Here is an 11,855-nt window from a genome sequence, read left to right on the forward strand (position 1 = left end):
GCTTCAAGGCAAGCTCGGCTGCTGCGACCAGAAAAAAGAAGGAGACCTCTGATGTCTTGACCCGGTCATGACCCGACAAACATAATCTCAAGGTGGGTCAATTCTCGATGGAAAACCCGGGTCAGTTCTGGGTGGAAATCAACAGTTGATCGCATGATCGAACGTCGTGCCCTCTTTGAACTTGTCGCATCGAACATTCTGCTCTACCTCGCCTTCTGGCGTCGGGATCGGGCAGAAGTCACGGTACGGATACCCAAATGCGCTGAGCCGGTAGTAGCCTATGCGGTGCAGGGATCGTTCAGCATGGCACCGATCAGGGATTTCCATACCTCTCATCAACATGATGTCGATGCATTCATCGATCGACTTGTGCGGCTTGAGGTACTTCAATGTTGATGCGGCGACGTCCAGAAATTAGAAGACCGGGCTGTAACGAGGCGACTGAGGCCAGGTCAGGGAGCACCGGTCATAAGGCAATAACAGATAATAGTGTCGGGGCCGACAATGTCAACACTGGAGATGGGGCACCGAACGGTGGGGCAACGCGGGAGGTCAGTTCGGCGGGCTTTCGATCACCACTTTAGGCCCCGCGGGCGGGCCTGGAGGAATGTCCGCTTCCGCAGTGGTTCTTGGACAAGAGCGCGCTTGCAGCAAAAGTCCGCTTACCGCCCGGATCTGCATGAAGCCCGCGAGAAAACTGACCTTCAAACGACACATCGTTGTCGACACAGGTCATGCTCATGCGGCGAAGGGATTCCTGATCGTGGTCCTGCCCTCGATCCTGAACCCGTCCTGCATGTCCTCGGAAAGCACGGTGTCACATCCCGCCAGCAGCCCGGCCGCGACGATCATCGCGTCATAGACAGACAGCGCGTGCTTCCGCGCCAGGGCGATGCCCAGATCATGCGTCTCATAGGTCAGCGGCTCTACGGTCACGAACTCACGGATCATCAGCAGAAACTCATCGCTCTGCGCCCAGCTCATCCTGAATTTCCGCCGCGTGACATTCGCGATCTCGTTCAACACCTGCACGCTGACGGTTCCACCATCACGCAGCAGCCCTTCGGCGATGTCGGCCTTGGCACGGTCTTCAGAGAGCAGGTAAAGCAGGACGTTGGTGTCGAAGAACCTACCTGGCATTCGCCTCGTTCCGGTCGAACCGGTAGTCCTTGGGCATCAATCCGCGAAACTTGCGAAGCCGGGCCAGGATTTCTTCGGGGTCACGGCGTCGATGAACCTCAAAATGCCCTGCATCGGCCGCGGTGATCTCGATCTCGTCACCTGCCTTCAGCCCGAGTTCCTGGACCAGCCGCGCAGGTAGTCGGACGGCCAGAGAGTTGCCCCATTTCGCGATCTGCATGTTTTGGGTTCCGCCTTGAATGATACACATCTCTAATAATGTATATCCTGACTGCTGGAGATTCAATCCGTTTGTGATTACAGCTCATGCCCGCGATCCTTGCCGCGGGAGCGATGCTGCTCACCGGCTTCCTGCTCAGCCATCTTCTCTTTGACCTGCCGGGCTTGGGCGAGGGTCATGCCGACCGACTGATGGGCTTCGCCCGCCGCCGCGACAGCCCGCGCGATCGCCCGTCGCTGACCCGCATCCGGGAAATCGACGGCCAGGGCATCGGTGTCACCCGCCGCGATCCGCGCCAGGACATGCGCGCCATATCGGTCGCGGAAATCGGCGCCGAAACGCGCGGCGTGCTCGTCACCCTGGAACTCGACCTTGCCATGCTGGGCATGGGCCTCGGCCATGGCGGACAGCGTGCGGGTCAGCTTGTCGCTCAAAGCCTCCTGCTCGATCGGCACCGCTCGGGAAATCGTGCGGGCTGCCGCCGCATAGAAGGTATCGACCAGCTCGGCCGCCCTGCCCCGCCCGTCCTCGGAAGCGAGATCGATCTTCTTCGCACCGGCCACAGCCAGGATATCGGCCTTGATCCACTCCCGCTCCTGCCAGGCATTCGCGGCCCCGATCTCCATCCGGGACCGGATCATGCTCGGATCGAGGCCGGCCTTTTCTGCGGCCGCGCCGATCTGCGCCGTCATTTCCCTCGTGCCATCCGGTCCGATAACCTTGTGCCTGTCCTGGACAGTGATGCGGGTCTCGTCCATCTGCGCCTGGTAGATGGCCGTGCGCGGGGCGTGATGCATCAGCTGCGCGCCGCGCATGTCGCCCAGATCGCGCACGATCTCGGCGGCGATCCCGTAAAGCTCTTCACGCAATTCGCGCCGCTCCTGCACGGGCAGGCGCGCAATGTCCCTCTCGCTCTCCTCCAGCCAGGTCCCGAAGGCAGTGGCCAGATCGCCGCGATTGCGGATGGTATCGAGGTCCATGACGATCTCCTGATTGCGGTGATGGATGATGCCGCCCTGCTCCAGCAGGTCGGCTGCGGCTTCGATTTTTTTTGCCAGGTCCTCATCGCTGATGAGTGTCGCCAGGACGGCGAGACTGCGCAGCACCTCGATATTGCGCTGGATCTGGTCGAGCGCATCGCTGAGCGCCCTGCCCTGCCGGCGGTTCTCGATCGGCGCCCTGCCCTCGCGTGCGGCCCGCTCGATCTCGGCCCGCGACGGCCCATAGGTCAGGATGCCGCGATCCAGACGGCTGCTCTTGTCCAGAAACATCCCCTGCCCGCCCGCAATCTCGACCAGCCGTTCCTTCATGAAATCCAGATTGAAGACATGGTCCTTCGCCATGAAGAACCAGTCGCCATGCTCCAGGCCCCGGTTGTTCACCACCACATGGACATGCTTGTTGACCCGATCGGTATGCAGGGCCGCGACATAGGCCCATTCCTCGCCATCCGAATGCAACCCGGACTGGAACATCTCCATGCACCATTCCTCGACCACCGGCCGGGCACGCTCCCCGCTCACATCGAAGGGGAAGGATACCAGCAGATGCGTTGTATGGCCGTTCTTCGGATCGCCTGTCCATTCGTCCGACCACTGATCGACAACGGCCCTGCGCTGATCGCCGTCAAGCGTCCGGGCACGCGGGTCAAGATCGGCCATGTTCCCGAACACCGCCGCCGCCTTGGAAAACAGATAATCCAGCTGATTGCCAAGCTGCTTGCCGGTATGGGTGCCGCCATTGTGGATCTTCTTCAGCACCACCGCATTCGAGCCCTGGGCGACGCGCCACAGGTTCGCGGCACGCCCGGAAACCTTTGGCCTCGGCGTCATGAACCTGTCGAACTCGCGCGCGACTTCGGCCTGCTGGAAGGCCAGCATCCCCGCCCCGCCCTTCCAGATCGGAAACTCGATCTCGCCGATCAGCGCCTCGGCCAGCCCGACGGAGGTCATGCCTCACCCTCCACGAAGGCCTTGAAGAGCCGGACCCCGCGGCGGCGCTGCTCGGCAACCACCGCCTGCAGGAAGGTCCGCACCTTCGGCATGGTCAGCCGCAGATCGTCCAGGGCCCGCATCTCCCCCTTGGCCAGCTTGATCTTCCGTGTGTTGGCGGCAAAGGCGATCTGGTTGATGTTGACCCCGATCTTGTGCAGCTCATGCTTGATCGCCTCCAGCTCCGCTGCCTGCTCGGGCGGAAATTCCAGCATCCCGACGCTCGACCGCAGCAGGCTGCGCAACACGTCCGACCTGCTGTCCGTGCCGAGCACGTCCTTCAGCCGGTCCAGCTGCTGCACTTCCTCCGGGGACAGGCGCACCGCCACGGCGCTGCCATAGGTCGTAGTGGCCTCGGACTGACGCAGCTTGAGGGCCTTTTCCGTCTTGATCGCGTCCCGTTCAGCCCCGACAGCATCGGCCACCGTCGAAACAGCCCCTCCGGCCTTCACCTGGCGGATCGTCTCCGCCTTCTGCTCTCTCGTCAGCGATCTACGCGCCATCAGAGCCCTCCCGGCAATGGCAATCGGACGGTCTGTAAACATTTGGCATTTCCTGCCACATTCCCCTATGTGCCAGACTAGCCCAAGATCGCCCTGAAAACAACTCAGAGTTGACGTCGGAGGCGACATGACACGCGACGATCGTCGGGATGCTCGGTGCGGCTCATAGGGTCCGTTTGCTTCGCTGAAAAACAGCGCCGGCGCGCCGGCACCGCTGCAGGCGCCAAAATGGCGCCGTCGCCTGTAACCGGATGAACCCTGGGGTGATCTGCAACGTGCCGTGGGAAGCCCGTCAGTCGATTTCCGATCGCGCTGTTACCATCTGGGCCGTCACACAAGGCCTGTAGGAAAGGCTGGCCTTCCCGGTCGGCCGGAACTGCTACCATTCCTCCCAAAAACGGCACAGAGCCCCCTGCCCTTCGGCAAGCATCGACACGGATGAAACCGGAACCGTGACAGACCCAGGCCATGACAGCGGATCGTGTGCCTGCGGCGCAGGATGATCCGTCAGAAGAATTGAAGGGGCGTTGCCCCTCGCCGCAGCAAGGGCAATCGACAGAACCGGGTCCTCGCCGCTGGCGCGGCTGCGGGCCGCACCACTTCCGTCGATTTCCCTTGCCGCAGCTACCCCCAGTCTCGGCGACGGCCAGACCCCGAAAACGAATGTGTTCGGGGCTGTCCCCATTGCGGGGTGCCCCATACCGGTGGAGGGGGAAATGGCCGATGCTGCTGGACTGGATTGCAAGGAGATGAGCCCGGGACTGCGCCTGTCGCGTGTGGCGGACCTGATCGATGCGATCTTTGCCTGCCATCCTGACGATGCCGAGCAGGTTCTGTCGGTCATCCTGGAGGAATGGCAGACCGGGGCGCCCATGCCGCCCTTCCTTGACGCCATGAGCGATGCAGAGTTCTGGGCCCATGCCGCGACGTTCCACGATCTGCGCGCTGTCTTCCTGGCCGCAGGACGGAAGCTGGCGCGATACCCGCTCGGGCCGCAGGGCCGGATGCGCATGATCCGGAGATTGATGGCAGGTCTGAGCGATCAAGAACGGCAGGAGATCATCTGCCCGGGCTCGGCAGAACGCGATCGTGCGTGACAAAGCACGATAGGGACACGAAGCCGGGATGTGCCCGCAAGGGTTCGTTCGCGGAGGACCTGCTGTCAACTGCAGGCCCTCGGTAGAGGTCGGCGAAAGCCACCCCCTGATCCGGTGGTCCCGGCGACGGCCCAGGGCCAGGAGACGCGCATTCAGCGCCGACCTGCACATCGGTTCGATATTTGCTGAGAGTCAGGCGGTGGCCCGCATCGCTGCTCCTCTCAGAGCCCGTCGCGGCCACCGCCTTTCCTTCCGTCCAGTTCCCGCCGGCGGCACTGCGCCGGACGGGAAACGCTCTCGCGCATCTTCAGGCTCTTCCAGACGAGTGGAGCAGGATAGACCCCGCGCGAGACCCAAGCTCGACACTGCACCGGAGGTGAGTTTTGCAGCGCGTTGGTGCCGATTGATTGGCTCTGGACTTTCCAACTCTACCCCAATTTCTGATTCAAAGCGAGAAGCCGGTTTGTTACCTCCGGCTACAATTCTGTGTCACGGCTGCCCCGTCCCTGCTCCAGTCTTACGGCGATTGCGCGATCGATGGCGCGCCGGGCAGCGGGCCTCTCGATCGCTGATGGCACCATCGTCGGTCACAGCCTTGAACCTGCAACCTCGGGCTGACATTCGGACAGCTTGTCGGCGGGCGTATGTTCCCATTACGTTCCTACCATGCCGTCGATACCCTCAACCAACAGATTCGCCAACCGCTCGATCCGCGACTGTGCCCGCGACCATATGCTCATGGTGATGCGCTGCGATCTGTGCGGCCGGACGGTGAACTATTGGGCCGAGGATCTGGCGAAGGTCATCGATGACCCGTTTCACGAAGCGCATGTACCGCCCTGGGGCTGCGGCCAGTGCGCGACGATCGATTACATGTCGATCCGCTGGCACCTGCCGAGCGCCCAAGAGCTGGCGGCAGGCTTGACCGTTCGCAGGCCGGTCAGGCAGGTTGTCAAATGGATCTGGCGCGATGAAAGGGTCTGACGATCTGCAATCTGTATAACAACGGCACCACGCAGGAGATGATGCGCCGGCTCTTCCCCGGCGTGACAGACCGTGCCGGCAATCTGCAGCCGGGCCGGGTCTATCCCGACCAGCCCGGTGCGATCATCCGCCATGACGGTGACGGGTTGGAGCTGGTCACAGCGCGCTGGGGTCTGCCCTCGCCGAAATTCGCCCTGAAGACGGAACGCGACCCCGGCGTGACCAATATCCGAAATCTTGGATCGCCGCATTGGCGCCGCTGGCTCAGTCGGGACAATCGCTGCCTGGTCCCGCTGAGCGCCTTCGCCGAGCCCCGCGGCAAGGGGAAAGGCAACCAGTGGTTTGCCGCCACGAACAACCAGCCAATGTTCTTTGCCGGCATCGAGATCCGCGACTGGACCTCCGTCCGCAAGGTGAAGGACGGCGAGACCACGGATGATCTCTATGCCTTTCTGACCTGTGAACCGAATGCGGAGGTCCGGGCGATCCATCCCAAGGCAATGCCGGTGATCCTGACGCAGCCCGACGACTGGACGGCCTGGTTGAACGGGATCCCCGCTCCGGAGCTTCAACGGCCCCTGCCCGACGCATCCCTGGCGTTGCTGGACGAGGCCGAGCTGACCTGACCGGATAGAGGACTGGCTCTGACTACCTCAGCAACGCCCCCCGCACGGCGAGCCTGCAAGATCGACAGCGCTGTGACATCCTGCAACCTGGCCATCACAAGCATCCCCGGCGACGCGGATCAGCCTGGAATTGATCTCGACGAAACCAGTCGCGAGTGACAAAAGGTCATGGGTGTCGGTTCCAGAGAAGCCGCCTTTATCGGCGATCGCGAGGCCCGCCCGATCGTAACCTGGACTGCAGCGGGCGCGCGGCGTGAAGCGCATTGGAGCCGTAGCAACCAGTCAACCCCAGGTACTTCCGAATGGTCGAGAACGCATCGGAAAATTCATCCCCGGAATCATCCACAGAAACTGGGGATAAGTCTCGCCGACCAAAAGACACCGCTCGAGGCGGGGCAGGCATAGACAGTGCCCCAGTCTTCAGCTCAGCATTTCCGCCCGTTCCTCATTCGTGAGAACGGCGGTGCGAAATTAGTCCACGTTAGCGGCGGCATGGTGCTGCTGCGGGCGGCGTAAAAGTCGTCCACCTATTCCCTTTCTGCGTCAGCAGGGAGGGCGTGAGGATTTACAGCGTGGACCTATATCTGAGAGTTCGCCAGGCTTGCGCGGAAGGCATGAGCCAGCGGGAAGCAGCGCGGATGTTCAACATCTCGCGTGACACGGTTGCGAAGATGATGTCCGATAATCCCGATATAGGGGCCATCTGCCAGTCCAGATTCTTCACGGCGACGCTGCCCTCGGACGTCAGGCCGATGCCCTCGAACTCTCTGGAAGGGAGGTGCGGGGTTTCGACACGAATGCGCTCCGGTGTTGCAAGGCCTGCGGCAACCAGATGCCGGGCGGTTTCGATGTCGACATAGCCACAGCTGTTCAGCTGCATCAGGGCCTGTCCTGTCTCGGTAAGTCTGGTCAGGATCATTGAATGCTGAAGAGGCTGGCTCATGGGCCGTCTCCTTGAAGCTGGTCTGGAATATGCTGAATTATCCATTTTTTAGATAATCTGAAAAGCAGATTACCGCTTGCGCCCAAAGAGGTGGCGCAGCGACATGGCGAAGACGATCAGAAGCACAGGTCACGTGGCTTTATGTGAGGCGCTGGTCGACGCCCGGAAAGCGGCAGGCCTGACGCAGGCTGGAATGGCCGAGCGCCTTAAGTGCCATCAGTCTCTGGTTGCCAGAATCGAGAGTGGAGAGCGCCGGATTGATGTCGTTGAACTGGTGGTTCTTGCCCGTGCAATCGGTGTTGTGCCGTCCGTGATCCTGGAACAGGTCGCGGATGCGACAGAGACAGATCATCGGATCTGACTTCATCTTCCCAAAAGTATCCTCGGGGGAGCGCCGTCAGGCGTGGGGGCAGACAGCCCCTTTGCAAAAGAACAAAAGATAAATAACTTCATGCCATTTCGTTGAAAATTGAGCTGATGTATTCTATATATGGTGGCCTTGTTGGCTCGAATCATCAAGATGAGCCAAGTCCGAAAGGCGCGTCTTGTCCGAGCATGAATATTCAGTTGTAGGTCACAGCCGATCCAAGATCGGTATGTACATAGCCTTCTTCGCGGGAACGATTGCCGGTGCCATAGCTGTTGGAGCGGGCCTTCTCATGACTGTAGCGCGTGATGCCGGATTATGCTGCGCACACGCGCGCAACCTGCAACATCTGAGACCTTCATGCGTTTTTCACATATCGAAGCCTTTCGAGCGGTGATGTTGAGCGGCTCGACCACGGCTGCTGCAAAAACCCTTCATACATCGCAGCCGAATATCAGCCGATCAATCGCCCAGTTGGAACAGTCGACCGGTCTGCGCCTGTTTGACAGGATGCCAGGTCGCATCGTGCCGACAAACGACGGGCTGGCCTTTTTCAAGGAAGTACAGCGAAGCTTCACCGGTCTTCTCTATCTGAAGGACGCGGCAAATCGCATCAGGCGCTTCAGTGGTGGGTCGCTGTCGCTCGCCGCCGTGCAGATCTTGGCAATGAGCCTCGTTCCCCGCGCCGTGAAGGAATTGTCTGCCGAGTTTCCCGAATCGAGCATTTCCATCAATATCGGCCACTCATCCGCCGTGGAACAATGGGTGGACGATCAGACATGCGATATCGGCATGGTCTCGCATGTGAACGATGCCTACGGCTTGAAGAGCGAAAAGCTCTACGAGGTGGATGCCGTTTGCATCATGCCAAAAGAACACCACCTGACCAAGCACGCTGCCGTTTCACCAGAAGATCTGGTGGACGAACCTTTCATCTCTCTGCCGCAGAACGAGTTCGGTCAGTCAAGTCTGGAAGAGGTGTTCGAGAATGCGGGCGTGCTGCGGCAGGTAAGCATAAGGACTTCTTACAGCCTTGTGACCTGCGCCTTGGTTGCGCAGGGCCTTGGGGTTGCCATCGTTAACCCTATCGCGGCCCTGGAGCATCGTGGCAAGAACATCGTCACCCGTCCGTTCCATCCGGCCGTTAAGCATCACGGATATCTCGTCTATCGCCCCGACCGGCAGGACGATCGCATGATCCTGCGACTGTCGGCCCTCCTGAAAACCATCATCGAGCGTGAGCTGGAGGTTCTACTCGGTCAAAGCTGAGCAAACACCCAAGTCCAGAATGATATAGCTATCCCTTTGATGTGCGCCCTCTGACATGCTCTTTTCCGGGTTTGAGTGAGACGAAAGATGTCCAGGTATATATCATTTTTGCATTAACCTACCTGATCTTTCGATTTGCTCCACCTTTCCTGGCCTCATAACGTCTGGTTCATCGCTTGTGCTGCACAGCGCCACCTGACGATGAAAAGAAAAATAGCAGGGAGCTATCATGAAACGAATTAGCGCACTCGCCGCCTTGGTGGCGTCCGTCGCGGCGACACCCATTGCCGCACAGGAGACGATGTATTTCGCCGGCTACTCGGGCGACTTCCAGACGATGTTCGAGGCCGAAATCGCACCGGGTTTCGAAGCCGACAACAACGTGGACATCGTCTTCGTGCCCGGCAACTCCAGCCAAACGCTCGCCAAGCTGCAAGCTCAGAAAGGCAATCAGGAGATCAGCGTAGCGCTTGTGGATAACGGGCCGATGCAAATGGCCGTGCAGTTTGGTTTGTGCGAAAGCGTCGCCGACCCCGCAAGTTATGGCGAGCTTTACGACATGGCAAAGCCGGAAGCGTTTGGAGGGAATGCCATCGGGATTGGTCTTGTCGCGACCGGCATCACCTACAACACCGAGAAATTCGCCAGTGAGGGGTGGGACGCGCCGACATCGTGGAACGACCTCACGGACGAGAAATTCGACCAGCGCGTCACCTCCAACCCGATCAGTGGCACTTTTGGGCTGAATGCGCTGCTGATGTTCGCGCGCATCAACGGCGGTAGCGAGGAAAATATCGAGCCCGGTTTCGACGCGATCCGCGAGAACCTTGCCCCCAAGGTCGTCACCTGGTCGTCGTCAAATGCTGAAATGGCGCAGATGTTCCAGAACGGGGACATCGACTTGAGCGTTTGGGGCAGCAACCGTGCCGTCGCATTGAAGAAAACTGGCTTTCCGGTGGAATTCGTCTATCCTGAGGAGGGCGCTCCGGCGATCATCGCATCTGTCTGCGCCGTTGCAGGCGGCCCCCAGCCGGAACTGGCGCAGAAACTGCTTCAATATCTCGTATCTCCCGAAATTCAAGCGAAGCTTGCAACAGAGGGTTTCGGGCCGACCAACAGCACCACGACCCTTGACGGCGAACTTGCGGCCGAGGTGCCGTTTGGCGAAGAGCGTTTGTCGCGTCTGATCAGTGTCGACTGGACTGTGGTGAACGAAAAACGTGCCGATTGGACCAAGGAATGGACGCGCACCGTTGAATGAGGCGCGACCAACCCTGACCAAACGATTGCCAACAAGTCCGAGGAAGCGCGCCCGTTCGCGCTTCCACCTGCGGCAGTCAGCCATCAAACCAATCAGGCAAACATCATGAGTACACTTACCTTGCGAGGTCTTGCGAAGACCTACTTGCCCAATGTCCGCGCCGTCAAAAGCATCGATCTCGAAATCAAGAGCGGCGAGTTCGTTTCCCTGCTTGGCTCGTCAGGTTGCGGCAAGACCACGACACTTCAGATGGTTGCTGGCTTCGTCACACCGTCCGCGGGGCAGGTTCTACTTGACGGAGCCGACATCACCTATTCCGAGCCCAACAAGCGCGACATGGGCGTCGTCTTCCAAAGCTACGCTTTGTTTCCTCACATGACCGTGGGACAGAACATTCGCTTCGGACTGGAGATGCGCAAGCTGCCCGCGAACGAGATCAACGAACGGGTGGCCGAAGCGCTGTCGATGGTCCGGCTGGACGGCCTGCATGACCGTTATCCGAGCGAGCTTTCTGGCGGCCAGCGCCAGCGCGTCGCCATCGCCCGCGTCCTTGCGATCCGTCCGCGCGTCCTTCTTCTGGACGAACCGATGTCGAACCTAGACGCGAAACTGCGAGGCGAGATGCATGTCGAACTGCGCGGACTGCAACGCCGTCTGGGCATCACTACGATCCTTGTCACCCACGATCAGGTCGAAGCGATGACGATGAGCGATCGGATCGCCGTCATGGCAAATGGCACCATCGCCGAACTAGGCACCCCGCAAGAGGTCTATGACGTTCCGGCTACCGAGTTCGCGTTCAATTTTCTGGGCCAGTCGAACACCGTTTCCGGCACGGTCGTGGGACATGAGGGCAAGTCTACACAGGTTCGCGTGGGTTCCAACATCCTGAACATACCGCTGCGGACGGCACGCCCCGCAGGAGAGATCCGTTTCTTCATCCGCCCTGAGCGGCTCGTTCTTTCGTCGCCCGAAAACGGCATCATTGCAGGGCGGGTCGTCACGCGCCTGTTTCTTGGCAACACATGGACTTACGAGATCGACAGCGCATTCGGCCGACTGCGCGTGATCAAGGTGAACACGCGGGGTGGTCAGCCTTCCGAAGGGGATACCGTCGGTATCAGTTGGAACGAGAAAGACATGCAATCGGCCAGCGGGGAGCTGGAAAATGTCTGATGCCGGGACCAAATCGGGCAGCCATCCATGGCTCCTGTCCTTTCCATCGCTGGTGTTGTTCCTCGGCCTTCTAGTCGTGCCGCTGGCACTGACCGCGATCCTGTCGTTTAACGCCTTCGATCCGATGTCCGGAACGCAAGGCACGTTCACTCTCGACAACTTCATTGAGGTGCTGTCGGACGCTTATTATTATGAGCTGTTTGGTGACGTCCATGGACGTGGTGTAGCTTGCGGTGGCCATCGGGTTTCCCGGTAGGGTCGGGTTGCGAGAACCAACC

General features: G+C 60.2%; 13 protein-coding genes and 1 pseudogene. 10 read left to right on the forward strand and 4 right to left on the reverse strand.

Translation table 11 applies throughout. The annotated features are described in order from the left end of the window. The first annotated feature begins 153 nt into the window (after positions 1-153). Entirely contained in the window at positions 154-396 is a 243-nt protein-coding gene (locus Q1A36_RS20535) for a hypothetical protein (RefSeq protein ID WP_299847897.1), read from the forward strand. A gap of 342 nt (positions 397-738) precedes the next feature. Here the strand turns inward: Q1A36_RS20535 and Q1A36_RS20540 are convergent, their stop codons facing one another. Genes Q1A36_RS20540 through mobC form a run of 4 tightly spaced genes read right to left on the reverse strand, consistent with a single transcriptional unit; the run spans position 739 to position 3,854 of the window. After that, complete coding sequence (locus Q1A36_RS20540; RefSeq protein WP_299847898.1) at positions 739-1,140, reverse strand: PIN domain-containing protein; 402 nt, start codon at positions 1,138-1,140, stop codon at positions 739-741. Then, positions 1,130-1,390, reverse strand: coding sequence for an AbrB/MazE/SpoVT family DNA-binding domain-containing protein (locus tag Q1A36_RS20545; RefSeq protein ID WP_366141617.1), 261 nt, complete (start codon positions 1,388-1,390; stop codon positions 1,130-1,132). The genes Q1A36_RS20540 and Q1A36_RS20545 overlap by 11 nt, the downstream gene beginning before the upstream one ends. A 47-nt stretch (positions 1,391-1,437) precedes the next feature. After that, positions 1,438-3,312, reverse strand: coding sequence for a relaxase/mobilization nuclease domain-containing protein (locus Q1A36_RS20550; RefSeq protein WP_299847899.1), 1,875 nt, complete (start codon positions 3,310-3,312; stop codon positions 1,438-1,440). After that, positions 3,309-3,854 carry a plasmid mobilization relaxosome protein MobC gene (mobC, locus tag Q1A36_RS20555; RefSeq protein ID WP_299847900.1) on the reverse strand — a complete coding sequence of 182 codons (546 nt, stop codon included), beginning with the start codon at positions 3,852-3,854 and terminating at the stop codon, positions 3,309-3,311. Before mobC ends, Q1A36_RS20550 begins: the two co-directional genes overlap by 4 nt. A 716-nt stretch (positions 3,855-4,570) precedes the next feature. Here mobC and Q1A36_RS20560 point away from each other — a divergent pair. From Q1A36_RS20560 to Q1A36_RS20600, 9 genes and pseudogenes are all read left to right on the forward strand, one after another. Further along, complete coding sequence (locus Q1A36_RS20560) at positions 4,571-4,951, forward strand: hypothetical protein (RefSeq protein WP_299847901.1); 381 nt, start codon at positions 4,571-4,573, stop codon at positions 4,949-4,951. A gap of 630 nt (positions 4,952-5,581) precedes the next feature. Further along, positions 5,582-5,935, forward strand: a complete 354-nt coding sequence (locus tag Q1A36_RS20565; protein WP_299847902.1) for a hypothetical protein — start codon at positions 5,582-5,584, stop codon at positions 5,933-5,935. A 38-nt stretch (positions 5,936-5,973) separates the two neighbouring features. Then, on the forward strand, positions 5,974-6,561 hold the full coding sequence (locus Q1A36_RS20570; protein ID WP_366141618.1) for an SOS response-associated peptidase family protein: 588 nt from the start codon (positions 5,974-5,976) through the stop codon (positions 6,559-6,561). Between the two features lie 572 nt (positions 6,562-7,133). Continuing rightward, positions 7,134-7,241 (forward strand): annotated as a pseudogene (locus Q1A36_RS20575) (helix-turn-helix domain-containing protein); the annotation flags it as partial. A gap of 366 nt (positions 7,242-7,607) precedes the next feature. Then, complete coding sequence (locus tag Q1A36_RS20580; protein WP_299847904.1) at positions 7,608-7,865, forward strand: helix-turn-helix transcriptional regulator; 258 nt, start codon at positions 7,608-7,610, stop codon at positions 7,863-7,865. 324 nt (positions 7,866-8,189) lie between these two features. After that, on the forward strand, positions 8,190-9,140 hold the full coding sequence (locus Q1A36_RS20585; protein WP_299847905.1) for a LysR substrate-binding domain-containing protein: 951 nt from the start codon (positions 8,190-8,192) through the stop codon (positions 9,138-9,140). Between the two features lie 229 nt (positions 9,141-9,369). Continuing rightward, on the forward strand, positions 9,370-10,401 hold the full coding sequence (locus tag Q1A36_RS20590) for an ABC transporter substrate-binding protein (protein WP_299847906.1): 1,032 nt from the start codon (positions 9,370-9,372) through the stop codon (positions 10,399-10,401). Between the two features lie 105 nt (positions 10,402-10,506). Further along, the gene (locus tag Q1A36_RS20595) at positions 10,507-11,577 is read left to right on the forward strand and encodes an ABC transporter ATP-binding protein (protein ID WP_299847907.1); all 1,071 of its coding nucleotides are present in this window, start codon (positions 10,507-10,509) and stop codon (positions 11,575-11,577) included. Next, positions 11,570-11,833, forward strand: a complete 264-nt coding sequence (locus Q1A36_RS20600; protein ID WP_299847908.1) for a hypothetical protein — start codon at positions 11,570-11,572, stop codon at positions 11,831-11,833. The genes Q1A36_RS20595 and Q1A36_RS20600 overlap by 8 nt, the downstream gene beginning before the upstream one ends. The last annotated feature ends 22 nt before the right edge of the window (positions 11,834-11,855 follow it).

Origin of the sequence: uncultured Paracoccus sp., from assembly GCF_947487305.1 — a bacterium.
In the GTDB taxonomy this organism is placed as follows: domain Bacteria; phylum Pseudomonadota; class Alphaproteobacteria; order Rhodobacterales; family Rhodobacteraceae; genus Paracoccus.